Raw genomic sequence first — 25,903 nt, 5'->3', positions numbered from 1 at the left:
GGGAACCGAAAGAAGAAAAATGTTCGATATCAAACGCAAGACGATCGAGTGGGGCGGCAAGACGCTGGTCCTCGAAACCGGTCGCATCGCCCGTCAAGCCGACGGCGCCGTTCTGGCCACCATGGGCGAAACCGTCGTCCTGGCCACCGCTGTTTTCGCCAAGAGCCAAAAGCCGGGCCAAGACTTCTTCCCGCTGACGGTCAACTATCAGGAAAAGACCTTCGCGGCCGGCAAGATCCCCGGCGGCTTCTTCAAGCGTGAAGGCCGTCCGTCGGAAAAGGAGACCCTGGTCTCCCGTCTGATCGACCGTCCGATCCGTCCGCTGTTCGTCAAGGGCTTCAAGAACGAAGTCCAGGTCGTCGTCACCGTGCTGCAGCACGACCTAGAGAACGATCCCGACATCCTGGGCATGGTCGCCGCCTCGGCCGCCCTGTGCCTGTCGGGCGCCCCGTTCATGGGCCCCATCGGCGCGGCCCGCGTGGGCTGGGTCGACGGCGCTTACGTGCTGAACCCGACTCTCGACGAGATGAAGGAAAGCAAGATGGACCTCGTCGTGGCCGGCACCGCCGACGCCGTGATGATGGTTGAATCGGAAATCCAGGAGCTCTCGGAAGAGATCGTGCTGGGCGGCGTCAACTTCGCCCACCAGCAGATGCAGGCCGTGATCGACGCGATCATCGAGCTGGCCGAGCACGCCGCCAAGGAGCCCTTCGCGTTCGAGCCGGAAGACACCGACGCGATCAAGGCCAAGATGAAGGACCTGGTGGGCGCCGACATCGCCGCCGCCTACAAGATCCAGAAGAAGCAAGACCGCTACGAAGCGGTCGGCGCCGCCAAGAAGAAGGCCGTCGCGGCTCTGGGCCTGTCGGACGAGAACCCGACCGGCTACGACCCGCTGAAGCTGGGCGCGATCTTCAAGGAACTGGAAGCCGACGTCGTGCGTCGCGGCATCCTGGACACCGGCCTGCGCATCGACGGCCGTGACGTGAAGACCGTCCGTCCGATCCTGGGCGAAGTCGGCATCCTGCCGCGCACCCACGGTTCGGCCCTGTTCACCCGCGGCGAGACCCAGGCGATCGTGGTCGCCACCCTGGGCACCGGCGACGACGAGCAGTTCATCGACGCCCTGGAAGGCACCTACAAGGAATCCTTCCTGCTGCACTACAACTTCCCGCCCTACTCGGTCGGTGAGACGGGCCGCATGGGCTCGCCGGGCCGTCGCGAGATCGGTCACGGCAAGCTGGCCTGGCGCGCCCTGCGCCCGATGCTGCCGAGCAAGGAAGACTTCCCCTACACGATCCGTCTGGTCTCGGAGATCACCGAGTCGAACGGTTCGTCCTCGATGGCCACGGTCTGCGGTTCGTCGCTGGCCATGATGGACGCCGGCGTGCCGCTGGTCCGTCCGGTCTCGGGCATCGCCATGGGCCTGATCCTGGAAAAGGACGGCTTTGCGGTTCTGTCGGACATCCTGGGTGACGAAGATCACCTGGGCGACATGGACTTCAAGGTCGCCGGCACCAGCGAAGGCCTGACCTCGCTGCAGATGGACATCAAGATCGCCGGCATCACGCCGGAAATCATGGAGCAGGCCCTGGCTCAGGCCAAGGAAGGCCGCGCGCACATCCTGGGCGAAATGAACAAGGCCATGGACGCGCCGCGCGCCGACGTGGGCGACTTCGCGCCGAAGATCGAGACCATCAACATCCCGACCGACAAGATCCGCGAAGTGATCGGCTCGGGCGGCAAGGTGATCCGCGAGATCGTCGCCACCACCGGCGCCAAGGTCGACATCAACGATGACGGCGTGGTCAAGGTCTCGGCCTCGGACGGCGCCAAGATCAAGGCCGCGATCGACTGGATCAAGTCGATCACCGACGAAGCGGAAGTGGGCAAGATCTACGACGGCAAGGTCGTGAAGGTCGTCGACTTCGGCGCCTTCGTGAACTTCTTCGGCGCCAAGGACGGCCTCGTCCACGTCAGCCAGATCAGCAACGAACGCGTCGCCAAGCCGTCGGACGTGCTGAAGGAAGGCCAAATGGTCAAGGTCAAGCTCCTGGGCTTCGACGACCGCGGCAAGACCAAGCTGTCGATGAAGGTCGTCGACCAGGAAACCGGCGAAGACCTGTCGAAGAAGGAAGCGGCGGCCGAAGAAGCCTAAGGCTTTTTCAGCTTCCCATTCCGGACGCTATCAGGCGGGCGGCTCCGAAGGGGGCCGCCCGTTTTGCGTTTGGGGGCCTTGGCGTCAGGCCAGCCAGAACGTATATACGCATATTGACGGAGTCTTGTGATAGCCCGAGCGACCGGCAAAACGTTCAGAAGCGGCAACAGCGAAGCCGTACGTCTGCCGCGCGATCTGGCGTTCGGCGCCGATGTCGAGCTGACCCTGATCCGATCCGGCGACGTTCTGACCATCTATCCGTCGAAGGGCTCGATCGCCGACCTTGTCGCGACGCTGAACCAAATGCCGCGTCCTGACAGCGTCGAGATTCGGGACGAGGATCTGTTTCCCGAACGTCCCGGCCTCTGAGTGGCCTACGTCCTCGACACCAATGTCGCGATCCATTTGCGCGATGGCGACCCTGACGTCGCCACGCGGATCACGGCTTTGGAGGGCGCGATCCTGCTGTCGATCATCAGTCGGGTGGAACTGGAGGGCGGCGTCTATCGCGAGGCGACCCAGGCAGGTCTTCGGCGCAGCCGTCTGGATGCTATGCTGAAGGTGTTGCCCGTTCTCGACTTCGACGAGGCGCCAGCCGACGCGTATCGCCGGATTGTCGAGGCGGCGGGCTATTCTCGGTGCAAGGTCGTCGATCGCATGATCGCCGCCCAGGCGCTGGCCCATCGGGCGACGCTTGTGACGTTCAACGCCGACGACTTCAGAGATATTCCCGATTTATCATTGCTGGCCTGGTGAGGCTCGAGGCGTCACCGCCGCCACCACAGCATCCGCCGGTCCATTGCCGCCCCGGCAGGCCGCCCACTTGAACTTCAGGTCCATGCACACCCAGACCTCGGTCAGGCGGCCCTGCTTGATCCGTACGTTCAGGCCCTGGGCGGGCACGCCTGGATTGCGGGCGATGAAGGCCTTGCGGATCTCGCCGGCGGTCATGGTCCCGTCGGGACCTGGATCGAGGTCCGGCACGTTCAGCCGCTCGCGGATCTGGCGGGTCTTCTTGAAATAGGCCTCGGGGGTTTTCCAGTTGCAGGTCCCGTGCGCCTGCCACTCGTGCTGCAGAAGCCAGGGCGAGGGCGTCATGCAGAGATTGGCCTTCACCGTCTTCACCCGCATCGGCGGGCTTGAGCGGCAATAGCGCGGATGCACCCGATCGGGCCCGTTGGGCCATAGGCCATGCACCGTGAAGCCGAAGCGATTGGCCTGGCACTGGATCGCCTTGTCGGACTCCGGGATACCGGCGCGGCAGGCCTCCGGCGACCAGTAGAGGGCCAGCAGATAGGCCGCGATCGGCACGTTAGGATGGATCTCGTCGGGCGGCGGGATCTCGGTCGGCGCGGGCGTGACGTCGTTGGGCACGGCGCACGCCTGGAAGCTGGAGGCCTGCGCTGCGGCGGCCGTAAGGGTCAGGGCGGCGGCCAGGATGGCGGCGGGGGCGGTCTTCATCGGCGACTCCAGCGAACGCCTCGATAGGCCCGCACCCTGCCGAAGCGTCAAGCCGCGATCAGCGCCGCGCCTCGGTGGCCATCCGCACCGCCAGTCCGCCCAGCACCGTGGCCATCAGCCAGCGCTGGACGAGCGCGAAGCCGGGGCGGGCGGCCAGGAAGCCGGCGATGGTTCCAGCCGCCAGGCAGATGACGCCGTTCACGGTCAGGCTGACGCAGATCTGGGTCAGGCCCAGCGCCAGGGACTGGGTGAAGACGCCCCCATGCTCGGGCTTGATGAACTGCGGCAGCAGCGACAGGTACAACATCGCCGCCTTAGGGTTCAGCATGTTGGTCACGAAGCCCATCGTGATCAGCTTGGCGGGGCTGTCCTTGGGCAGGTCGCGCACCTGGAACGGCGAGTCGCCGCCGGGCCTGATCGCCTGCCACGCCAGCCAGGCGAGATACAACGCGCCGCCGAAACGGAGCAGATCGTAGGCGATCGGCGCGGCCATCAGGAGCGCGGTGATGCCCAGCGCCGCGCACAGCAAGTAGACGACGAAACCCGCCCCCGTGCCGATCAGCGACACGATCCCGGCCCACCGCCCCTGACAGATCGAGCGACTGACCAGATACAGCATGTTCGGCCCAGGCGTCAGGGCCATGCCCAGACAGACAAGGGTGAAGGCGATCCAGGTCTTGGCCTCGGGCACAGGCGCGACTCCTTCAGCAGATTGGAGTTAGGCGCCCAGGCGAACGGCTCTGAAAGTCCACGCTTCCCGAGGGTCATTTCCCTCCGAACGCCAGTCGCGCGAACGCGGCTAGCCTATCAAGCGTGCGGTTCACCGAGAAGCGCGATCATTGTTATTGCGAATAATTATCATTGCGACAGCGGCGCAACACAGATAAGAACGCCTCGCAATTTCAGGAGGGGCGCGACTTGCGGCGTCCCCTGGGGATAGGACCATCATGCGTAACCCGAACTTCACCGGCGTTGTGAGCCGGCCTCGTCGCGCCTTGAGTATCGCCGCCGTCGCCGGCGTCGCCGGGCTTGGCCTCGCCCAGGCCGCTGTCGCCGGCCCCGACAGCGCCGACGCCGCCATCACCACGGCCGGCGCCGACGACCGGTCGGTCTCGTCCGTGACCATCGACGCCAAGCGAGTCGCCGACCCCTCGTCGAGCAAGTTCACCGCGCCGCTGGTCGATACGCCAAAGTCCGTGACCGTGATCCCGGCCAAGATCATCGAGCAGACCGCCGCCACCTCGCTGGCCGACATCCTGCGCACCTCGCCGGGCATCACGTTCGGCGCGGGTGAAGGTGGCCAGCCACTGGCCGACCGGCCCTTCATCCGTGGGCAGGCCTCGGCCAACAACGTCTTCGTGGACGGCGTGCGCGACTCCGGCGGCCAGGTCCGCGAGATCTTCAATCTCGAGCAGGTCGAGGTCGTAAAGGGCCCCGACAGCGCCTATGGCGGTCGCGGTTCGGGCGGCGGGAGCATTAATCTGTCTTCCAAAACCCCGAAGGCCGACAGCTTCGCCCGCGGCTCGGTCGGCGTTGGCACCGACGCCTATGTCCGCGCCACAGCCGACCTGAACCACGCCCTGAACGACAGCGTCGCCGTGCGCCTGAATGTGCTGGCCACCCAGGGCGATACGCCGGGCCGCAAGTCGGTGGACTTCGACCGCTGGGGCGTGGCCCCCTCGCTGGCGATCGGTCTGAACAGCGACACCCAGCTCACCGCCAGCTACTACCACCTGGAAGGCAATCAGACACCCGACTACGGCATTCCGCTGGTGACCAAGACGACCCAGGCGCGGACCGCTTCGGGCGTGCTCGCCGTGGATCCGCGCAGCTTTTACGGCGTCGCCTCGCGCGACTACCAGAAGACCAAGTCGGACATCGCCACCTTCGCCATCGATCACCGCATCGACGAGACGCTGAACTTGCGGCAGGTCGTGCGCTATTCCAAGTCGCTGAACGACTACATCGTCACCAACCCCGGCGACGGCGGCGCAGCGCAGTTCGTCCAGGGTCAGTGGTGGATGAAGCGCGGGACCAAGACCCGCTGGAATCCCACCGAGACCGTGGCCGCCGTCACCGATCTGCGCGGCAAGAAGACGTTCCTGGGCCTCGAGCACAGCTTCGACGTCGGCCTGGAGCTGAGCCGCGAGGAAAACCGCAACGCCACCTACTCGACCTTCACCACCTCGGGCGCGGCCTGCCCGACCGGCTTCACCATCGCCGCGACCACCCTGGCGAGCCTCGGAGCCGGCGACTGCACCCTGGTCTACGCGCCCAACGACAAGGACGCCTGGACCGGCGTCATCAACCGGGCTCCGGCCGCCCGCAACGTCGCCAAGACCACCGCGCTCTATGGCTTCGACACCGTGAAGTTCGGCGAGAAGGTGCTGCTGAACCTGGGCCTGCGTCACGATCGCTACGAGAGCAAGGGCGTCGACGTCGCGACCACGCAAGCCAACGGGGTCTTCACCTCGGTGACCTACACCCCGCGCAGCGGATCCTGGGAGTTCACCAACTATCAGGTCGGCCTCGTCTACAAGCCGACCCCCGGGTCCAGCCTCTATATGTCGTACAGCACCGCCTCGACGCCGCCCGGCATCGCGGCCGGTGACCAGAACAGCAACACCGCGACCGGCACGGGAAACCTCGCCACCGTGCAGCTGGAACCGGAAGACAGCGAGAGCTTCGAGGCCGGCGCCAAGGCCAATGTCTTCCACGACACGCTGGCCCTGTCGGCGGCGCTGTTCAAGACCAACCGCAAGAACGCCCAGATCCAGATCGACGCCAGCACCTACGCCCAGGTCGGCGAAGTCGAGGTCAAGGGTTTCGAACTCGGCGTCTCGGGCAACATCACCCCGAAGTGGCAGGTGTTCGGCGGCTACACCTACATGGACAGCGAACTGGTCCGCGGCGCCTATACCAGCGTCAACCAGGGCGACCCGCTGGCCAACACGCCCAAGCACAGCATCTCCAGCTTCACGACCTACAAAGTGACCCGCAAGATCGCGCTAGGCGGCGGCGCCTACCATGTGTCGAAGAGCTTCGGCGGCAACCAGGGCGGGGCCGGCGGCGGGACCAACCGCATCTACGCCCCGGCGTACTGGCGCTATGACGCCTTCGCCTCGTGGGCGGTCAGCACGGGCGTTGATCTTCAGCTCAACATCCAGAACCTGACGGACGAGCGCTATATCGCCCGCACCAACGGCGTGCACCACGCCGATCCGGCGCCGGGTCGCCAAGCGATCCTGACCCTCAATGTGAAGTACTGATCCTCCCCCTTACGGTGCTTCACACCAAGCGCCCCGTCCGGCTTGTGTCGGTCGGGGCGTTTTTCCTTTTGGCCAGACGATGATCTGATCCGGATCAAAGGAAGACGCGGACCATCCAGATAGGAATGGCTCGCAAATAGGACATTGCCGATGATGCTGCAGATTCCCGAGGTGCTGACCAAGGCCCAGGTCGCCGAGTGCCGGGCGATCCTCGACGCGGGCCCCTGGGTCGACGGCAATGTCACATCCGGATTCCAGGCCGCCATGGCCAAGAACAACGAGCAACTTCCCCAGGACAGCGCCGAAGCCCGAAACGTCGGGGCCATCATTGTTCAGGCGCTGGAGGCCAACCCGCTGTTCGTCTCGGCCGCCCTGCCGCGCACCATCCTGTCGCCGATGTTCAACCGCTATGGCGAAGGCATGGGGTTCCGCGACCATGTCGACAACGCCATCCGACGCGATGCGGTCACGGGCCAGCGCCTGCGCACTGACCTGTCCTGCACGCTCTTCCTGGCCGAACCCGAAGACTATGACGGCGGTGAGCTGGTGGTGAACGACCTCTATGGCGATCACGTCGTCAAGCTGGCGGCGGGAGACGCCATTCTCTACCCCAGCACCAGCCTGCATCACGTTACGACCATCACGCGTGGCCGGCGCACGGCCAGCTTCTTCTGGATCCAGAGCCTGATCCGCGACGACGCGCAGCGCTCCCTGCTGCTGGACATGGACGTCGCCATTCAGCAGCTGTCGCGCAAGGTGGAGCGGGACGACGAAGCGATCTTGTCGCTCACCGGGGTCTATCACAACCTCCTGCGGCAATGGGCCGAGGTCTAGGCCAAGACGGCCTATCGCGTTCGCCGAACATTGCTACGTCGCGCGAACCATAAGTTTACGGTTGCGCCCCAACATCCGCCCAACTTTTGGAGATCGGATGTCCCAGGCGTCGACCCCCGTGCCCGCGCCCACCTCGTCGTTCGGCGAGGGTGAGGCTGCGCGCTGGTTCTTCGACAACGCCAGCGACCTGTTCACGGTCATTTCCGCCGAGGGCCGGTTCATCAGCGTCAACGACGCCTGGACGCACCTGACCGGCTGGGCCAGGGACGAACTGGTTGGCCAGCCGACGATCAAGTTCGTCCACCCCGACAGCCAGGCCGCGCTGGTCGAAACGGGTCGACGACTGCGCCAGACGGGCTCGGCGATCAATGAACTCAAGATCCGCTGCAAGGACGACCGCTGGATCTGGCTGCAGGGCCGCTCGCGCCTGGGTCCGTACGGCGAGATGGTCGGCGTGATGCACGACATCTCCGCAGAGGTGGAGGCGCGCCTCGAGCTGGAGGCGGCGCGACGCACCCAGGCCCTGCTGGCCGAGGAGGCTGGTATCGGCGTCTGGAGCTACGAGCCTGAGACGCAACGCATCGACTGGGCCCCCGACGCCCTCGCTCTCATGGGTGTTTCGCCCGAGGACGTCGCCACACCGGAACTGTTCCTCGCGCGCCTGCCCGAAAACCAACGCGCCGAGGTCCAGGCGGCCTTCGTTCACGCGGCGCGAACCGGCGAAGGGGGGGCGCTGGAATACCGGCTGCGCGCCAACGACGGCCGCTGGTTCACGCTGCGCGCGACCTACCGCACTGAGGCCAGACCCGGGTCCGGGTTCGCGCTGAAGGGCGTGTCGCAGAACATCACCGACGTGGCCCGCAGCCGTGACAAGGCGATCTGGAGCGAGCGCCGCGCGCGCCGCCTGATCGAGGACGCGCCGTTCGCGGTGGCGGTCTATGACGTCGACATGCGGCTACGCATGGTCAGTCCGCGCTTCCTGGAGATCTTCCGCTCAACCGAAGCCCAGGTCATCGGCAAGACCCTGACCGAACTGACCAACGGGACGCGCCGCCGCTTCGTGAACCGCGTCGCTCGCGCGCTTTCGGGCGAGGTGGTGACGCGTCGCGAGGATCGCCTCTATGACGCGGAGGGGATCGAGCACGCGTTTCGCTGGGAGGCGCGGCCCTGGCGCGACGTCGCCGGCGAGATTGTCGGTGTCATCACCTATATGGACGAGATCACCGCCCTGACCGAGGCGCGGCGCGAGGCGCGGAACAACGCGCGGCGGCTGAAGGTCGCCCTGGGCGCGGCGCGGGCGGGCGTCTACGAGATCGACCACGAGAAGCAGGCCTTCTGGGGGTCGCCGGAGTTCCATCGGATGATGGGGCGTCGGATCGAGTACCAGGACGTCCGTGAGGGGATCTGGCCGATGGTGCATCCGGAGGACCTGACCCAGCTCTACGAAACTGCGGCCACCTGGCGACGTGAGGGTCGCCGCACGCCCCAAGAGCATGAGGTGCGACTGCTCTCGCCCGGTGGCGAGGCGCGGTGGGCGCGGATCTTTCACGAGGTCCGCCGCGACGGCCAGGGCAAGGCGCTCAAGGCCGTGGGCCTGATCCTCGACATCGACGAGAAGAAGAAGGCCGAGCTGGCCTTGATCGAAGCCGAGCGCGCGGCCCAGGCCGCCAGCGAGGCCAAGGCCCAGTTCCTGGCCAATATGAGTCACGAAATCCGCACCCCCATGAACGGGGTGCTGGGCGTCATGCATGTCCTGAAGCGCGAGTTGCCGCCGGGAGACAGCGCGAGCCTGCTGAACGAGGCGCTCGCCGCCGGCCAGATGTTGTCGACCCTGCTGGACGACGTCATCGATATCTCCCGCATCGAGGCGGGGCGCCTGGACCTGAACCATGAGCCCGTCGACCCGCGTGACCTCGTGCGGGGTGTCGCCCGGCTGCTGGCCGCGCAGGCGGCGCACAAGGGCCTGCGCCTGGAACTGGATCTCCCGGACGACCTCGGCTGGATCGAGACCGATCCCACGCGCGTACGCCAGGCGTTGTTCAATCTGATCGGCAACGCCGTGAAGTTCACCTTGAAGGGTTCGGTGACCGTCCGCGCGCAGCGCCGCATCACCGACGCTGGGCCGCATCTGGTGTTCGACATCATCGACACCGGGGTCGGGGTGCCGCTGGAGGCCCAGAAGCGGCTTTTCGAACGTTTCCAACAAGCCGATGCGGGAACGACGCGCCGCTTCGGCGGCTCGGGTCTGGGGCTGGCGATCACGCGCAAGCTGGCGCGCATGCTTGGGGGTGAGGTGTCCTTCCGCTCGGTCCCCGGCGAAGGCTCGACATTCTCACTGACCATCGCCGCGCCGCCCGTCGCCCCGCCGAGCGCCCAGGCCAGCGAGACCTCGGAGCTGCTGACCGGCCTGAAAGTTCTTGTCGTGGAGGACAATCCCACCAACCAGCTGGTGGCGCGTCGCATCCTTGAGCAGCTGGGCGCGGAAGTCCGTGTGGCCGACGACGGCGCTGCGGGCGTCGAAGTCGCGGAGCATGGCCGCTTTGACCTGATCCTGATGGATGTGCAGATGCCCGGCATGGACGGGCTTGAAGCCGCGCGACGGATTCGCGCCCTTCCCGGCCCGGCGAGCCGGGCGCCGATCATCGCCCTTACCGCCAATGTCATGGCCCATCAGCGGGCCGCCTATCGCGCCGCAGGCATGGACGGGGTCGCCGCCAAGCCGATCTCACCCGGCGCCTTGGTGGCCGAAATCCTGCGACTGTCCAGGATCGAGCCGGACCCCCGCTGCGCCGTCGCCTAACCCCGTTCCCCCAAACCCTGAACCGCGCTAAGCAGGGTCAAAATCAGGGGGATCCAGATGGCTGAAGAAGGTCAGAAACGCGCGTCAATGCGCACGGTGGTCTCGGCGTCTTCGGCCGGCACCGCGTTCGAGTGGTACGACTTCTTCATCTTCGGGAGCTTGGCCCAGGTGATCTCGAAGACCTTCTTCGCGGGGTTGAACGAGACCGCCGGCTATATCGCCGCCCTGGCTCTGTTTGGCGTCGGTTTCGCGTTCCGGCCGCTGGGCGCTCTGGTCTTCGGCAAGATCGGTGACCAGGACGGTCGCAAGGGCGCCTTCCTGGCCACGGTTCTGCTGATGGGCGGCGCCACCTTCGCCATCGCCTTCCTGCCCACCTACGAGCAGGCCGGGATCATCGCGCCGATCCTGCTGATCATCTTGCGCTGTCTGCAAGGCTTCGCCCTGGGCGGCGAGTATGGCGGGGCGGCGATCTATGTCGCCGAGCACTCGCCGGCCAACAAGCGCGGCTGGGCGACCTCATGGGTGCAGACCTCGGCGGCCTTCGGCCTGTTCGGCGCGCTGCTGGTCATCCTCGCGACCCGATGGGTGCTGGGCAAGTATGTCGGACCCGATGCTTTCGACGAATGGGGCTGGCGGATTCCGTTCGCCGTCTCGATCGGCCTGTTGGGCATTTCGGTCTGGATGCGCCTGAAGCTGACCGAAAGCCCGACCTTTGAAGCCATGAAGGCTGAGGGCCAGGCCTCCAAGGCGCCTTACGCCGAGGCCTTTGGTCAGTGGAGCAACCTCAAGCTGGTGATCCTGGCCTTCGTCTCGATGATGTGCGCCCAGGGCGCGGTCTGGTATACGAGCTTCTTCTACGTCCAGACCTTCATGGAGAAGTTCCTGAAGGTCGACCCGGTGACGATCAACGAACTGATGATGATCGCCACCGCGATCAGCGCTATCTTCTACGTCGTCTTCGGCTGGCTCTCGGACAAGGTGGGCCGCAAGCCGGTGATGCTGGGCGGCATGACCCTGGCGCTGCTGTTCTACTTCCCGGGCTTCCACCTGCTGGAGAAGGCTGCCAATCCGGCCCTCGCCGAAGCCAGCGCCAAGGCCCCCGTCGTAGTGTTCGCCGATCCCAAGGATTGCTCGTTGCAGTTCGATCCGGTGGGCAAGACCGCCTTCGTCACCTCATGCGACATCGTCAAGAGCACCCTGGCCAACGCCGGCGTCTCCTACGCCAACGAGGCGGCGCCGGCCGGCACTATCGCGGTCATGCGGATCGGCGGCGACGAAGTGGTCTCCAAGAGCGCCGCGGGCCTTGGCAAGGACGAGGTCAAGGCGACGAAGGCCGAGGTCGAGGGACGGATCAAGGCTGCGCTCGCCGAGGCCGGCTATCCCGCCAAGGCCGATCCCGCGCGGATGAACATGCCGATGATCCTGGGCGTGCTCTTCGTCTTCGTGATCGCCGCCACCGCCCTGTTCGGGCCGCTGGCCGCCTGTCTGGTCGAACTGTTCCCGACCCGGGTGCGCTATACGGCCCTGTCCCTGCCCTACCACATCGGCACCGGCTGGGTGGGCGGCTTCGTGCCGTTCTTCGCCTTCGCCATCGTGGCGGCGGTCGGCAACATCTATGCGGGCCTCTGGTACCCGTTCGCCTTCACGTTGCTCAGCGTGCTGACCACCCTCTTTCTGCTGCCCGAGACGAAGGAGCGACCGCTCAACTAGAGCGTGACGCCGAAAGTGGGAACCGGTTTCGGCGTAAGTCACGCTCTAAGTGTTTGATTTAGAGCCTCGTTATCGCGTCAAAGCGATTCCGTTTTGACGCGCGAGGCTCTAGCGCGCCCGGTCAGGTCGCGACGGGTAGAACCTCGACTGCGACCTCGGCCTGGGTCAGGGCATGCACCAGGGCCGGATCCACCGGATGCGTGATCAGCCGGACGATCTGGCGACCCTCGCGGGCCAGCTGGATCAGGTGGCCCGCGTCGGCGCTATCCGCTTCCAGCCGCTCGGCGTCGCGACGCGCCATCTTCAGCACCTCGGGCTCGACGTCGCCGTCCAGCACCAGGACATCGGCGGAGCCGAGGGCGCGGAGCGCGCGCAGGGTGAGCAGGTCGGCCGGCCCCTTGCCGGCGATGAAGCGCACGACGCCCTTGCGCGCGCCGCCCTTGGCCAAGGCCTCGCGGAAGAGCTGGCCCGCGCGATCCATGTCGCCCTCCCGGGCGGCGGCGGCGGCCTCGCCCATCACCGCATCGCGCAGGAAGGCGCGGCGCTCGTGCAACGCCGGCAAGGTCTTGCGGACCTCGGTCTGGAACTTGGCGAGCAAGGCCGCCACCCGGCCTGTGCCCTCCGGCACCTGGGCCTCAATGTCGTTGCGCAGCATGGTGGCGAGGACCGGCGCTCCACCACCCGTTCCCACCGCCGCAACCACCTGGCCCCGGTCGATCACCGCAGGCGTATTGAAGTCGCAGAGCTCGGGACGATCCACCACATTGACCAAGACCCGCGCCGCGCGCGCCGCGCCGGCGGCAGCCTGCACGAAGACCTCGTCGGAACTGGCGATGAAGGCGAAGGCGGCGCCGCTATAGGACCCTGGCAGATAGGCGGCGTGGCCATCCAGGCGAACCAGCGTCGCGGGCGAGCCGTCGAACAGCCGCGCCTTGGCCTCGGCGGCGTCGCCGGACCCGGCGATCACCACCTTGCGGCCGGCCAGGGGGAAAAAGGCGGGGAACGAGTCCAAGACGAAACCTCAAGACCTATTGCGAACGGCAGGCGTCATAGGGGCCACCGGGGAAACCTGTCAGCGCGGCGTCGTCACCCTTGCTCCAGATCTCGGCCTGACCCGCCGTATAGCGCGCCCCGGAGGCGGACCTCGCCAGCTTGAGGGTCTTGGTGACGCCGCCGGCGGAGACGACGACGCGCTTGCCGTGCAAGGCGTAGGCGGCGGTGAAGCGCTTGCCGCCCTTGCAGCTGTAGCGAATGGGCGCGTCGGTCGCATCCATCGGCGCGACCGTGGCGCAGCCCGCGAGCGCCGCCGATACGATGGCGACGACAATAACGATACGACGCATGACGCGAACTCCCTGCAACGCGTCGCAAGCATAGCCCGTTTCGTCACGGGTCGCGCCCCGCTGATCGCGGATGGCGTTTTTCAGCGCCTTGAGGTTCCGGCGCCGCTGTTGAAAATCCCGCTGGCCAAGCCATGTGTGAACAGTGTTAGGTTTCACCTGGGGCGCTGTGCGTCCCGTCTTTCGTTGGGAGGCGAAGACGCATGGCCATGACCCTCGATATCAACGGCAAGCCGGTCTCTGTACAGGCCGCGCCGGAAACGCCCTTGCTCTGGGTGTTGCGCGACGAACTGGGCATGACCGGAACCAAGTTCGGCTGCGGATTGGCCCAGTGCGGCGCCTGCACGGTGCATATGGACGGACAGCCGATCCGGTCGTGCGTCACCCCGATCGAAGCGGTCGGCGCGGCCAAGGTGACGACGATCGAGGGCCTGGGCGGCCAACACCCCGTTCAACAGGCCTGGGTGCGGCACGATGTGCCCCAGTGCGGCTACTGCCAGTCCGGGCAGATCATGTCGGCCTGCGCGCTACTGGCCCAGAAGCCCAAGCCCAGCGATCAGGACATCGACGAGGCCATGGCGGGCAACATCTGTCGCTGCGGCGCCTACCAACGCATTCGCGCCGCGATCAAGGACGCCGCCGATTTCGGTCCGCCCACCGGCGAAGCGCACGCCGATATCGATGAAGCCATCGTCGCCGCCTCGGGCGCGACGCACCGGGGAGCCGGCCGATGAACGCCCCAGTCGATCCCAAGGGCCTGAAGGCCATCCAGCCCAGCCGTCGCGACGTCGTGGTCGCCTCTACGATGGTGGGCGGCGCGCTCCTGGTCGGGTGTTCTCCCGCCGACCTGATGAGCGCCGGCTCCAAGGTCGAGGTCGGCGCCTTTGGCCCGTTCATCAAGATCGCGCCGGACGGCGTGGTGACGGTGATCTCCAAGCACATCGAGTTCGGCCAGGGCAATCACGCGGGCCTGGCGGCCATCGTCGCCGAGGAACTGGACGCCGACTGGAGCAAGGTGAAGGTCGAGCAAGCCCCGGCCAACGCCAAGCTCTACGCCAACGGAAACATGGGCGCGCAATTGACCGGCGGCTCGTCGGCGATCTCGAACTCGTGGGACCAGCTGCGCAAGGCCGGCGCCGGCGCTCGGGCGATGTTTGTCCAAGCGGCCGCCAACCGCTGGAACGTCCCGGTCGGCGAGATCACGGTGAAGGACAGCGTGCTGACCCACACCTCCGGCAAGACCGCCACCTTTGGCGAGCTTTTGAACGACGCCGCCAAGGTCAATCCACCGACCGATCCCAAGCTGAAGGATCCCAAGGCCTTCACGCTGATCGGCTCCGATCGTGTGCGCCGCAAGGACTCGCAGGCCAAGAGCGACGGCACGGCCCTCTATACCCAGGATGTCCGCCTGCCCGACATGCTGACGGCCATGGTCGCCCACGCCCCCAGGTTCGGCGGCAAGGTGAAGAGCTTCGACGCGACCGAGGCCAAGAAGGTGGCCGGTGTCGTGGACGTGTTCGAGATCCCTACAGGCATCGCCATCGTCGCCCAGAACACCTATGCCGCCCGCATGGGCCGCGAGGCCCTGAAGGTCGAGTGGGATGAGGAGAAGGCCGAAAAGCGCGGCAGCCCGGCGATCATCCAGGGCTATCGCGACGTGCTGTCGGGCAAGGACGCCTCGGTGAAATGGGAGCCCTTCGATCAGCGCGGCGACGCCGCTGTGCTGGAAACGGCCAAGGGCGGCGACGTGGTCGAGTTGAACTACGAGTTCCCGTATCTCGCCCACGCGACGATGGAGCCGATGAACTGTGTCGCCGCGGTCGACGGCAACAAGGTCAAGCTGACCTTCGGATCCCAGGGCCAGACCCTGGACCAGCTGAACGTGGCCAAGGTCGTCGGGTGTCTGCCAGGTTCGGTGGAGATCGAAACCCTGTTCGCCGGCGGCTCGTTCGGTCGCCGCGCCACCTTCCAGTCGGACTACGCCGTTGAGTGCGTCCACATCGCCAAGAAGGTCGGCAAGGGCCGTCCCGTGAAGCTGGTCTGGACGCGCGAAGACGACATGCAGTCGGGGTACTTCCGACCGATCGTCCTGCACGCGCTGAAGATCAAGCTGGACAAGGATGGTCTGCCGGCGGCCTGGCGCCACCGCATCGTCACCCAGTCGATCATGAAGGGCGCGCCCATGCCGATGGGCAAGGGTCCGGACTCCTCGGCGTTCGAGGGCATCAACGACTCGCCCTATCTGAAGGCGACGCCCGTGGTCGACGCCCAGGTGGCGTTCCCCGATGTCGGCGTGCCGGTGCTGTGGTGGCGCTCGGTGGGCGCGACCCATACCGCCTTCGTGATGGAGCACACCATCGACCAGCTGGCCGCCAAGGCCGGCAAGGATCCGGTGGCGTATCGTCGTGCGATCTACACCAAGGCCGGCGCGGAGCGTCACCTGGCGGTCCTCAACCTCGCGCTGGAGAAGGCGGGTCCGAAGGCGACAGCGGGCTGGACGCGCGGTGTCGGCGTCCATGAGAGCTTCGGCTCGGTCGTCGCGCAGATCGCCGAGGTCAAGCTTGAGAACGGCGCGCCTCGCGTCGGCCGTGTCGTGACAGCGATCGATTGCGGTGTGGCCATCTCGCCCGATCAGATCGCCGCGCAGATGGAAGGGGGCACCTGCTATGGCCTGTCGGCCGCCCTGTTCGGCGAGGTGACGCTGACCGACGGTCAGGTGGATCAGACGAACTTCGACGGATACCGCGTGCTGCGGATCAACGAGGCGCCGTCGGTCGAGACCCATATCGTCCCGTCTGGCAACGCGCCCAGCGGCGTCGGCGAGCCCGGCACGCCGGTCATCGCACCCGCCGTGGCTAACGCCTTGTTCGCCCTGAACAAAGCCGCCACGTCTCGCCTGCCCTTCGTAAGATCCGAGGCCTGATCGACCGGCGTTCGACCGATACACGCTGGACGGGAAGAAATTCTCCGATCATCCTGCGGAAATGGTTGAGCGTAAGCGTGTTGCTTTGGGCGAGCGGATCTGTGTCAGGCGGGACGCGCCACGGCGAGAACGGACTCGCGCCCACCAGGGCTCTCGGCGGGAGATTCGGCCTTGAAAGCGGGTCCGGACGCAGAAGCTGATGCGCTCGGCGACGAGGAAGATATCGCCATGTTCGTTCAGGCCCTCGCGGGAGTGAACATGGACTACCGTCGGGTGCTCAGCCTGTTGATCCCACGTCTGGCGGCGCTGGAAGAGCGTGGCGACACGGCGGGCGCCGAGCGGCTGATCCAGGAGATCCAGGCCATCATCAACGCCCCGGAGCGGCCCGAGCACTAGAGCGTTCTGCGATCCGTTTGGACGCGCGCGAGGTCGCTGGGCCGGTCCACGTCGAGATGCACGCCAGGATCGTCGACGGGAACGCGGACCAGGCTCTCGCCCGCCTTATCGACGATGGCGCGGGCGCCTTCGTCTCCGGATAGCGCGCCGAGGACAGGCGCCCATCGCGCGCCGAACAGAACCGGATGGCCACGACGCCCAAGATAGGTGGGCGCGACGATGTCACCGGGATTTCGCAGCGCTGTCGCCAGATGTCTCGGCGTCGCCGGATCGATCCGGGGCATGTCGCCCAGAAAGACGAAAACGCCGTCGGTATCGCCTGGGAGGCTTCTGGCGGCCGCCGCCAGCGACGCGCCCATGCCGGCCGAAGGGTCGTCGATCGGTACAAGAACCAGACGGTCACGGGACAGCAGGCGCGTGGCTGTCGCTTCCACGGCCTGACGGACATCCGGTTCCGGGCCCACCGCCACCACCACATGACGCGCGGGCGCCCGGAAGGCCGCGAGCAGAGCGCCGGCAACCAGCGGGTCGCCGTCCAGAAGCGCGGTCAGCTTGCCGCCGCCAAAGCGGACGCCGCGCCCCGCCGCCAGGACGATGGCGTCGAGACGGCCGGTATCTCTTTGCGTCATGGGTCCCAGCGCCTATTCTAACAACTCGACATGACGCCCTATGATGACAGTCCCGCGCAAGCGGTCTCGACCACCCCCCGAACGACTGGACCGTCCCTGATCGACGGTTTTGGGCGCGCGGTCACCTATCTGCGGGTCTCCGTCACCGATCGCTGCGATCTGCGCTGTGTCTATTGCATGGCCGAGCACATGACCTTTCTGCCCAAGGTGGAGGTGCTGACGCTCGAGGAGCTGGACCGCCTAGCCTCGGCCTTCGTTGGCCTGGGTGTCCGCAAGCTGCGCCTGACGGGTGGCGAGCCGCTGGTGCGAAAAGGCTTCATCGATCTGGTGGCCCGCCTGTCCCGGCACCTGAGCTCAGGCGCGCTGGACGAGCTGACCCTGACGACCAATGGATCGCAGCTTGAGCGCTACGCCTCAGATCTGGCGCGCCATGGCGTCAAGCGGATCAATGTCTCACTCGATACGCTCAAGCCCGCGCTGTTCCGCGCCCTGACCCGGGGCGGCGACGTCACGCGCGTCATCGCCGGGATCGACGCGGCGCAGGCGGCGGGGATGACCGTCAAGATCAACGCCGTGGCGCTCAAGCATGACAATGCCGGCGAGATCCCCGCGCTGATCCAGTGGGCCCATGGGCGCGGCTGCGACATCACCCTGATCGAGACCATGCCCCTGGGCGAGGTTGATCAGGACCGTACCGACCAGTTCCTATCCTTGCAGGACGTGCGCCGCGATCTGTCGTCCTTCTGGACGCTGACGGATATCCCCGACTCCACCGGCGGGCCGGCGCGCTATGTCCGCGTGGCGGAGACCGGCGGTCGCCTGGGCCTGATCACCCCGCTGAGCAACCATTTCTGCGACACCTGCAACCGGGTGCGCCTGACCTGCACCGGCACGCTGCACACCTGCCTTGGCCGCGACGACGCCAGCGATCTGCGTGCGGTGATCCGCAGGGGCGCCAGCGACGCCGAACTCGTCGACGCCATTCACTTGGCGATCGGGGCCAAGCCCAAGGGCCACGACTTCCAGATCGCCGCCGCCCAGCCCGCCGTGGCCCGCCACATGTCGACGACGGGGGGCTAGGGATGGCGCGGGTGCTTCTGTTCGGGCGCCTGGCCGACCAGGCCGGCTGGCGCGACCGCGAGATCGAGGCGGTCGACCTTTCGACCTTGCGCGCCAGCCTTTCGCAGGCCGATCCTGTTCTTAGCGAGGCGCTGGCCGGGCCAGGCGTTCAGGTCGCCGTCGACAAGACCATCGTCCGTGGCGAGGCGGCTCTGTCCGCCGCCAGCGAGGTCGCTTTCCTGCCGCCGATGAGCGGCGGATGATCGTCACCCTGACCGATCAGCCGTTCGAGCCCGGCGTTCTGGTTTCCGCCTTTTGCGCCGGCCGTGAAGAGACGGGCGCGGTGGCGACCTTCATCGGACTCGCCCGCGCCGAGCAAGGCGCCGCCCGCGCACTGGAGCTTGAGGCCTATCCCGGTTTCACGGACGCCGCGATCACAGAGATCGCTCAAGGCGCGGTGACGCGCTTCGCCCTGCAGGATGTCCACATCGTGCATCGTGTCGGCGTCATCGCGCCGGGCGAGGCGATTGTGTTCGTGGCCACCGCCGCCGCCCATCGCCGCGAAGCCTTCGAGGCCTGCGACTACCTGATGGACTACCTCAAGAGCCGTGCGCCCTTCTGGAAGAAGGAGCATGGCCCCGAGGGTCCGCGCTGGATCGAACCCACGGCGCGCGATAGGACCGACGCGCAACGCTGGGATCAGGAGGCCTGAATGTCCGAAGCGCTCCAGCCTGGCGGCGGGATCAAGCCTGACCTGCCGTTCACACCCGTCCGCGTGGCGGTGCTCACCGTCTCCGACACCCGCGATGAGGCCAGCGATACCTCGGGCCAGATCCTGGTCGAGCGGATCAAGGCCGCCGGCCACGAACTGGGCGGCCGCGTGGTGGTCCGCGACGACATCGAGCAGATCCGGGCCCAGGTGCGCTCTTGGATCGACAGCAAGACGGTCGATGCGGTCGTGACCACCGGCGGGACCGGCTTGACGGGTCGTGACGTCACTGTCGAGGCCCTGGAGCCCCTGTTCGACAAGAAGATCGACGGTTTCTCGGTCGTCTTCCATCTGGTCAGCTACGCCTCGGTCGGCCTTTCCACCCTGCAGTCGCGAGCGACGGCGGGCCTGATCGACGGCGTCTTCGTCTTCTGCCTGCCCGGCAGCAACGGCGCGGTGAAGGATGGATGGGACAAGGTCATCGCCGCCCAGTTGGACAGCCGTCACAAGCCCTGCAACATGGTCGAACTGATGCCGAGGCTGCTGGAACGTTGAGCAAGCTCACCCACATCGACGACCAGGGGCGCGCGCGCATGGTCGATGTCTCCGAGAAGCCGGCGACCGCCCGCGAGGCTGTCGCGACAGGCTTTGTGCGCATGAGCCCCGAAACCCTGGCGTTGGCGATCTCGGGCTCGGGCCGCAAGGGCGACGTCCGCGCCGTGGCCGAACTGGCCGGTGTGATGGCGGCCAAGAAGACGTCCGACCTGATCCCGCTTTGCCATCCCCTGGCGTTGTCCAAGGTCGAGGTCGCCGTGGAAGCGACCGACAGCGGCTTGGCGGTGACCGCGCGGGTCAAGACCACCGGTCCGACAGGCGTCGAGATGGAAGCGCTGACGGCTGCCTCTGTGGCCTGCTTGACAATCTACGACATGCTCAAGGCCGCCGAGAAAGGCATGGTCATCGAGGCCGTGCGCCTTCTGGAAAAGACGGGCGGCAAGTCAGGCGACTGGAAGGCGGACCAACCCTAACGCGCGACGCTGGCCCGGGCCCGTCTCAAGCCTGGGCGCGCCGCCGGGGCGCTGGCTTCGTTCTGCTCCAGCGCCGCCAGCAGATCAGCCTTCAGAGCATTGAGCTTGCGCGTATCGGTGACCTTCCCGCCCTCGGCCGTCTGGACGTAGAAGGCGTCGACCGCCCGCTCGCCATAACCGTCGATATGGGCCGACTGGATGGACAAGGCGCTGTCGGCCAGGGTCTTGGCCAGGGCGTGCAGCAGGCCCGGGCGGTCGCGTCCCGAGGCTTCGACCACCGTCGCGTCATTGGAGGCGTCGTTGTCGATCGTGACCGACGGTGCGATCGCGAAGGCTGCGGCGCGGGTCTGCTCGGAGCCCCGGCGAGGCTCGACGGCCAGGGCGTCGCCCTTGCCTGCGGCCTCCAGGGCGTCGGCCAGGCGGCGCAGCGCGCGGGGATTCTCACAGCCGAACGGCGCGCCCGTGACATCCTGGACATAGAAGACGTCCAGCGCCTGGCCCTGACGGGACGTGAACACCCGTGCGCCGACCACATTGCCGCCCAGCGACGAGATCGCCAGGGCGAGATCGGCGAACAGACCGCGACGATCCTTGGCCGCGATAACCACTTCGGCGGCGTTGCTTCCCGGACGTACCTGCCCCTCGGCGGCGGCCCCGCCCTGGATCGCCGCGCGACGGGCCAGTTCGGCATGATGGAACAGGTCATCCTGCGAGAAGGCGCTGAAATAGGCGTTCTCCATCGCCGCCACCCAGCCCTTGGCGGCGGGATCGGTCTCGAGCAGCGCCGCCCGCGCGGCTTCGGCCGTGCTTTCCTGGTGGCGCTGGACATTGGCGGCGGCGTCGCTGCCGCGCCCGCCCCGGAACACCGCCTCGGTCGCGTTGTAGAGTTCGCGTAGCAGCTGGCCTTTCCAGCCGTTCCAGACCCCAGGCCCCACAGCCCGGATGTCGGCGACGGTGATCACCAGCAGAAGACGCAGGCGCTCGGGGTTCTCGACGATCCGTGCGAAGGCTGCGACCGTGCCAGGATCGGAGACGTCGCGCTTCTGGGCGAAGTCACTCATCACAAGGTGGTTCTCGACCAGCCAGGCGACCAGCTCGACCTTGCTGCGCTCGACGCCCAGACGCTCGCAGGCGCTGCGAGCCGAGCGCGCGCCGGCCTTCTCCTGGCCGCCCACGCCGCCCTTGCCGGTGTCGTGCAACAGCATGGCCAGGAACAGTGCCTCGCGGTCCTCGATCAAGGGCATGATCGACACCGCCAGGGGGTGATCGTCCACCAGGCGCCCAGCGGCGATGTCGCCGATGACGCCGACCGCCCGCAGGGTGTGCTCGTCCACCGTGTACGAGTGGTACATGTTGAACTGCATCTGGGCGACGACGCGGCCGAACTCCGGAATGAAGCGACCCAGCACCCCGGCGTCGTTCATCAGGGTCAGGGTCCGATAGCTACGCTTGCCACGCGCCAGCAAGTCCAGGAACGCCCGACAGGCGTCGGGGTCTCGGCGCACCCGCGAAGTGATCAGCGGCAGGGCGCGCGTCACGGCGGTAAAGGCGTCGGGATGCAGATCAAGGTCGCGCTGGTCAGCGATCTTGAACAGACGGATCAGGTTGACCGGATCGGCCTCGAAGATCTCCTGACCTTCGATGTTCAGGCGGCCGCCATCTTCGTAGAAGCCTTCAACATCGAGCGCCTTGCGCTTGGGGCGCGCGCCCGGGAGGAAACGCGAGATGCCCTTGGGCTCGTTCTTGAAGTGCTCGGCCTCCAGCTTGGCCGAGAAGGCGCGGGTCAGGGTCCCGACCTCCTTGGCGATCAGGAAATAACGTCGCATGAAACGCTCGACCGCCGGCGCATCGCCCCGATCGCCATAGCCCATGCGGCGAGCGATCTCGGGCTGCAGGTCGAAGGTCAGGCGCTCTTCAGGCCGGCCGGTGGTGAAATGCAGGTGGGCCCGCACCGCATGCAGAAAGTCGAAGGCGCGGATGAAGGCCTTGGTCTCTCGTGACGAGAACACCTCCATCTTGAAGACGTCCTCGGGTCGGTCGACCGGGTGCAGATACTCGGCGATCCACATCAAGGTATGAAGGTCGCGCAGACCCCCCTTCCCTTCCTTGACGTTGGGCTCGACCATGTAGCGGCTGGCGCCGGCGCGAGCCTGGCGGTCATCGCGCTCCTTCAGCTTGGCGGCGACGAACTGGGCGCCAGTGCCCTTCATGACCTCGTCGCGGAAGCGCCTCTTCAGGTCCTCGGCCAGACGCTCGTCGCCGGTCAGACGACGCGCTTCGAGGATTGAGGTGCGGATCGTGAAGTCTTCCTTCGAAAGCCGCACGCACTCTTCGATGGTCCGCGAGGCGTGGCCGACCTTGAAGCCCAGATCCCACAGCGCATACAGCATGTACTCGATCACGCTCTCGGCGTGCGGCGTCTGCTTGTAGGGACGCAGGAACAGAAGATCGATGTCGCTGAACGGCGCCAGGGTTCCCCGGCCATAGCCGCCGACGGCCAGAAGGCACAGGCGTTCGCCCTCCGTCGGGTTGCGGGCCCGGAAGACGTGCACGGTCGTGAAATCGTAGAGGGCGGTGATCACCTCGTCGGTGACTCCGCTGAGCAGGCGACTGGTCTCGACGCCGCTGGCCCCGTTCTCCAGGCGCTCCTTGGCGATCATCCGACCGCGAAACAGAGCCTGTTTGAGAATGTCGATGGCGCGGGCCCGCTGCTCGGCCTCATTGCCGATCGAGTCGAGGGCGGCGGCCGAAAGCCTCGCCCGAAGGGCGTGACCGTCGACGACGTGTTCCAGGCGGGTGGGGCGAAGGCGACGGGGCATGTTGTCTATATGGTTACCCGCTAGGCCGTGAGCAGACCCTTAAGGCGGTAAAGCGCCTCGAGGGCCTCGCGCGGGCTCATGCCGTCAACGTCGAGATCGGCGAGGCTGGTCTCGACGGCGCTGGGCGCGGCCCTGGCGGGCGCGGACGTAACGGCGACCGCCTGACTGACCGCAAACAACGGCAGATCGTCCAGCTTGGCCGGCGACTGGTCCTTGCTCTCCAGCCGATCCAGCACCTCGCGGGCGCGCACCACCACGGGCGCCGGCACGCCGGCCAGCTTGGCGACCTGGACGCCGTAGGAGCGATCGGCCGGACCCGGCGCGGCCTCGTGCAGGAAAACAAGGTCGCCGTTCCACTCCTTGGCCCGCAGGCTGAGGTTGGAGACGAAAGCCATCCGCGTCTCCAGGGTCGCCAGCTCGTGATAGTGCGTGGCGAACAGGGCGCGGCTCTTGTTGACGTCGTGTAGGGCCTCGGCGCAGGCCCAGGCGATGGCCAGACCATCATAGGTGGCCGTGCCCCGGCCGATCTCGTCCAGGATCACCAGGCTGCGCGGCCCGGCCTGGGTCAGGATGGCGGCGGTCTCGACCATTTCCATCATGAAGGTCGAGCGGCCGCGGGCCAAGTCATCGCCGGCGCCGACACGGCTGAACAGGCGATCGACCACGCCCAGCCGGAAGCTGGCGGCCGGCACGTAGCAGCCCGATTGAGCCAGGATCGCCAGCAGGGCGTTCTGGCGCAGGAAGGTCGACTTACCGGCCATGTTCGGACCGGTGACGATCGACAGGCGGGCCGCCGTTTCGCCCGAGGCGTCCAGGCGGCAGTCATTGGGGGTGTAGGGCTCTCCCGCCCGCTTCACGGCGGCTTCGACCACCGGGTGGCGGGCGGCCTTGGCGTCGAAGGCGTAGGAGGCGTCGACGGCCGGCCGCACCGCGCCGGCGTCCTCGGCCCATTCGGCCAGGCTGGAGGCCACATCGATGCGGGCCAGGGCTTCCGAGGCGATCTGGATCGCGTCGGCCAGCAGGCGGGCCTGCTCGCGCCAGTCCTCGAAGGCGGCCACCTCCATAGCCAGCGCCCGCTCGGCGGCCTGGGCGATGCGGGCGTCGAGATCGGCCAGCTCCACGGTGGTGAAGCGCACCTGGTTGGCCAGGGTCTGGCGATGGATGAAGGTGGCGTTCAGCGGCGGCTGAAAGAGAGGGTCGGCCTTGCCCGCCGTCGCCTCGACGAAATAGCCCAGCACGCCGTTGTGGCGGATCTTCAGCGGCACGCCGCTTTCCAGGGCCAGCTGGGACTCCAGGGCGGCGATCACCTTGCGACTGTCGTCGCGCAGACCCCTGGCCTGATCCAGTTCGGGCCGGACGCCCGCCGCCACGAAGCCGCCGTCACGGGCGAGCGCCGGCAGGTCGGGGCCCAGGCCATGTTCGAGCGTGGTCAGAAATTGTGACAGGCCCTCATGCAGTGCAGGCGTCAGGGCCTTGAAGGCGTGCTCCAGCTCGAATGGCGGCGGCGACAGCGGATCGGGCGCGCCGCCGGCCATCCCGGCCAGCCGCTCGCCGACCTTCAGGGTGTCGCGAATGCAGCCGAGATCACGCGGACCGCCTCGGCCCAGCGCCAGGCGGGACAGGGCGCGGGCCATGTCTCCGGCGCCTTTCAGCACCTCGCGCAGGCGCTGACGCAGCTGGCGATGCTCGACGAACCATTCCACCGCGTCCAGGCGCTGGTCGATGGCGGCCACATCCAGCAGCGGACGCGCCAGGCGCGAGGCCAGCATCCGCGCGCCGCCCGCCGTCACCGTGCGGTCGATGGCGGCCAGCAGCGAGCCGTTGCGATCACCGCCCTGGGTGCGATCGATCTCGAGGCTGGACCGGGTCGCCGGATCGATCGCCATGACATCGGCGTCCGCCGCCCGGCGTGGCGCGCGCAGGGCCGGCAGTCGGCCGGCCTGGGTCATTTCCAGATGGGCGGCGATAAGGCCCAGGGCCCCGATCTCGGCCGGCGACAGACCGCCAAAGCCGTCCAGGGTCTCGACGCCATAGAGGCGTTTTACACGGGTCTCGGACGCCTGCGGCTCGGACAGGGCCGAGGGCATGGGCTGCACCAGCCCGCCGCAGATCTTCAGGGTCTGGGAGAGGCCGTCGTCCGACAGCAGCCGGTCGGCGACCAGGGTCTCGGACGGCGCCAGGGCGGCCAGGATCGGCGCGACCCCCTCCTTGGCCACCGCGAAAACCTCGACCTCGCCGGTGGAGAGCTCCACCGACGCCACGGCCGCCTGACCCGCGCGCAGAGCCACCGCAGCCAGGCGGTTGGCGCCGCGGGCGTCCAGCAGGCCATCCTCGGTCAGGGTGCCCGGCGTCACCACCCGGACGATGTCGCGACGAACCACCGCCTTGGAGCCGCGCTTCTTGGCCTCGGCGGGGTCTTCCATCTGCTCGCAGACGGCGACCTTGAAGCCCAGGCGGATCAGCTTGGAGAGATAGGCCTCGGCCGCATGCTGCGGCACGCCCGCCATCGGGATCGGCTGGCCGTTATGCGTGCCCCGGAACGTCTGGCTGATGCCCAGAGTAGCGGCCGCCTTGTAGGCGTCGTCGAAGAACAGCTCGTAGAAATCGCCCATGCGGAAGAAGATCAGCGCATCAGGCTGCCGCGCCTTCATCTCGAAGAACTGCGCCATCACCGGCGTGGCGCCGGTGGGGTCGATCTCGTGGGCAGGGGTCGGCGTGGCGTGGGCGTTCATCGCCCGGGAAACTACATAGCGTCGCGGGCGCCGTTA

At 67.2% G+C, this 25,903-nt stretch carries 23 protein-coding genes and 1 riboswitch; of the genes, 16 read left to right on the top strand and 7 right to left on the bottom strand.

Annotation, left to right across the window (positions count from 1 at the left end; all coding sequences use genetic code 11):
* The first annotated feature begins 19 nt into the window (after nt 1-19).
* From pnp to OVA11_RS03100, 3 genes are all read left to right on the top strand, one after another.
* Nucleotides 20-2,158 carry a polyribonucleotide nucleotidyltransferase gene (pnp, locus tag OVA11_RS03110; protein WP_268066115.1) on the top strand — a complete coding sequence of 713 codons (2,139 nt, stop codon included), beginning with the start codon at nt 20-22 and terminating at the stop codon, nt 2,156-2,158.
* Nucleotides 2,159-2,284: 126 nt separating this feature from the next.
* Nucleotides 2,285-2,527, top strand: coding sequence for an antitoxin (locus OVA11_RS03105; protein WP_268066113.1), 243 nt, complete (start codon nt 2,285-2,287; stop codon nt 2,525-2,527).
* Complete coding sequence (locus tag OVA11_RS03100) at nt 2,528-2,914, top strand: type II toxin-antitoxin system VapC family toxin (RefSeq protein ID WP_268066111.1); 387 nt, start codon at nt 2,528-2,530, stop codon at nt 2,912-2,914.
* Here the strand turns inward: OVA11_RS03100 and OVA11_RS03095 are convergent.
* The gene (locus OVA11_RS03095; protein ID WP_268068884.1) at nt 2,897-3,631 is read right to left on the bottom strand and encodes a ribonuclease T2; all 735 of its coding nucleotides are present in this window, start codon (nt 3,629-3,631) and stop codon (nt 2,897-2,899) included. The two genes, OVA11_RS03100 and OVA11_RS03095, sit on opposite strands and share 18 nt — an antisense overlap.
* Nucleotides 3,632-3,677: 46 nt before the next feature.
* Nucleotides 3,678-4,310: a LysE family translocator gene (locus tag OVA11_RS03090; RefSeq protein ID WP_268066110.1), complete on the bottom strand. Its 633-nt coding sequence runs from the start codon at nt 4,308-4,310 to the stop codon at nt 3,678-3,680.
* 26 nt (nt 4,311-4,336) lie between these two features.
* Nucleotides 4,337-4,418: riboswitch (ZMP/ZTP riboswitch) on the bottom strand.
* 148 nt (nt 4,419-4,566) lie between these two features.
* On the opposite strand from OVA11_RS03090, the gene OVA11_RS03085 reads away from it, so the two are divergent.
* The 4 genes from OVA11_RS03085 to OVA11_RS03070 all read left to right on the top strand — a co-directional run bounded on the left by OVA11_RS03085 (nt 4,567) and on the right by OVA11_RS03070 (nt 12,232).
* The gene (locus tag OVA11_RS03085; protein WP_268066109.1) at nt 4,567-6,888 is read left to right on the top strand and encodes a TonB-dependent receptor; all 2,322 of its coding nucleotides are present in this window, start codon (nt 4,567-4,569) and stop codon (nt 6,886-6,888) included.
* A gap of 150 nt (nt 6,889-7,038) precedes the next feature.
* A complete protein-coding gene (locus tag OVA11_RS03080) occupies nt 7,039-7,722 on the top strand; it encodes a Fe2+-dependent dioxygenase (protein ID WP_268066107.1) in 684 nt (227 codons plus the stop codon).
* Between the two features lie 97 nt (nt 7,723-7,819).
* The gene (locus tag OVA11_RS03075; protein ID WP_268066105.1) at nt 7,820-10,522 is read left to right on the top strand and encodes a PAS domain-containing sensor histidine kinase; all 2,703 of its coding nucleotides are present in this window, start codon (nt 7,820-7,822) and stop codon (nt 10,520-10,522) included.
* Nucleotides 10,523-10,579: 57 nt separating this feature from the next.
* Nucleotides 10,580-12,232: an MFS transporter gene (locus OVA11_RS03070; protein ID WP_268066103.1), complete on the top strand. Its 1,653-nt coding sequence runs from the start codon at nt 10,580-10,582 to the stop codon at nt 12,230-12,232.
* A 121-nt stretch (nt 12,233-12,353) separates the two neighbouring features.
* Here the strand turns inward: OVA11_RS03070 and OVA11_RS03065 are convergent, their stop codons facing one another.
* Nucleotides 12,354-13,244, bottom strand: coding sequence for an NAD(P)-dependent oxidoreductase (locus OVA11_RS03065; RefSeq protein ID WP_268066102.1), 891 nt, complete (start codon nt 13,242-13,244; stop codon nt 12,354-12,356).
* 16 nt (nt 13,245-13,260) lie between these two features.
* Nucleotides 13,261-13,593, bottom strand: coding sequence for an MliC family protein (locus OVA11_RS03060; protein WP_268068883.1), 333 nt, complete (start codon nt 13,591-13,593; stop codon nt 13,261-13,263).
* A 182-nt stretch (nt 13,594-13,775) separates the two neighbouring features.
* Between OVA11_RS03060 and OVA11_RS03055 the strand changes: the two genes are divergently transcribed.
* The 4 genes from OVA11_RS03055 to OVA11_RS03040 all read left to right on the top strand — a co-directional run bounded on the left by OVA11_RS03055 (nt 13,776) and on the right by OVA11_RS03040 (nt 16,891).
* Nucleotides 13,776-14,306 (top strand): (2Fe-2S)-binding protein, encoded by a 531-nt coding sequence (locus tag OVA11_RS03055; protein WP_012639856.1) that lies wholly within the window; start codon nt 13,776-13,778, stop codon nt 14,304-14,306.
* Complete coding sequence (locus tag OVA11_RS03050; protein WP_268066100.1) at nt 14,303-16,495, top strand: xanthine dehydrogenase family protein molybdopterin-binding subunit; 2,193 nt, start codon at nt 14,303-14,305, stop codon at nt 16,493-16,495. Before OVA11_RS03055 ends, OVA11_RS03050 begins: the two co-directional genes overlap by 4 nt.
* Before the next feature lie 61 nt (nt 16,496-16,556).
* A complete protein-coding gene (locus tag OVA11_RS03045; protein WP_268066098.1) occupies nt 16,557-16,670 on the top strand; it encodes a hypothetical protein in 114 nt (37 codons plus the stop codon).
* The gene (locus OVA11_RS03040; protein WP_268066097.1) at nt 16,667-16,891 is read left to right on the top strand and encodes a hypothetical protein; all 225 of its coding nucleotides are present in this window, start codon (nt 16,667-16,669) and stop codon (nt 16,889-16,891) included. The genes OVA11_RS03045 and OVA11_RS03040 overlap by 4 nt, the downstream gene beginning before the upstream one ends.
* Here OVA11_RS03040 and OVA11_RS03035 read toward each other — a convergent pair.
* Nucleotides 16,888-17,520: a nucleotidyltransferase family protein gene (locus OVA11_RS03035; RefSeq protein WP_268066096.1), complete on the bottom strand. Its 633-nt coding sequence runs from the start codon at nt 17,518-17,520 to the stop codon at nt 16,888-16,890. The two genes, OVA11_RS03040 and OVA11_RS03035, sit on opposite strands and share 4 nt — an antisense overlap.
* Nucleotides 17,521-17,550: 30 nt before the next feature.
* Between OVA11_RS03035 and moaA the strand changes: the two genes are divergently transcribed.
* From moaA to moaC, 5 genes are read left to right on the top strand one after another with little or no spacing between them, the layout of a single operon-like run.
* A complete protein-coding gene (gene moaA, locus OVA11_RS03030) occupies nt 17,551-18,600 on the top strand; it encodes a GTP 3',8-cyclase MoaA (protein WP_268066095.1) in 1,050 nt (349 codons plus the stop codon).
* Between the two features lie 2 nt (nt 18,601-18,602).
* A complete protein-coding gene (gene moaD / locus OVA11_RS03025) occupies nt 18,603-18,842 on the top strand; it encodes a molybdopterin converting factor subunit 1 (RefSeq protein WP_268066094.1) in 240 nt (79 codons plus the stop codon).
* On the top strand, nt 18,839-19,291 hold the full coding sequence (locus OVA11_RS03020; protein WP_010917906.1) for a molybdenum cofactor biosynthesis protein MoaE: 453 nt from the start codon (nt 18,839-18,841) through the stop codon (nt 19,289-19,291). Before moaD ends, OVA11_RS03020 begins: the two co-directional genes overlap by 4 nt.
* On the top strand, nt 19,292-19,843 hold the full coding sequence (moaB, locus tag OVA11_RS03015) for a molybdenum cofactor biosynthesis protein B (protein WP_268066092.1): 552 nt from the start codon (nt 19,292-19,294) through the stop codon (nt 19,841-19,843).
* Nucleotides 19,840-20,316: a cyclic pyranopterin monophosphate synthase MoaC gene (moaC, locus tag OVA11_RS03010; RefSeq protein ID WP_268066091.1), complete on the top strand. Its 477-nt coding sequence runs from the start codon at nt 19,840-19,842 to the stop codon at nt 20,314-20,316. The genes moaB and moaC overlap by 4 nt, the downstream gene beginning before the upstream one ends.
* Here the strand turns inward: moaC and OVA11_RS03005 are convergent.
* Nucleotides 20,313-23,135 carry a [protein-PII] uridylyltransferase gene (locus tag OVA11_RS03005; RefSeq protein WP_268066089.1) on the bottom strand — a complete coding sequence of 941 codons (2,823 nt, stop codon included), beginning with the start codon at nt 23,133-23,135 and terminating at the stop codon, nt 20,313-20,315. The genes moaC and OVA11_RS03005 overlap by 4 nt on opposite strands.
* A gap of 20 nt (nt 23,136-23,155) precedes the next feature.
* Nucleotides 23,156-25,867: a DNA mismatch repair protein MutS gene (gene mutS, locus OVA11_RS03000; protein WP_268066088.1), complete on the bottom strand. Its 2,712-nt coding sequence runs from the start codon at nt 25,865-25,867 to the stop codon at nt 23,156-23,158.
* Nucleotides 25,868-25,903 lie beyond the last annotated feature (36 nt).

Origin of the sequence: Caulobacter sp. SL161, from assembly GCF_026672375.1 — a bacterium.
Lineage (GTDB): Bacteria > Pseudomonadota > Alphaproteobacteria > Caulobacterales > Caulobacteraceae > Caulobacter.
This window is presented reverse-complemented; position numbering and strand designations above follow the sequence as displayed.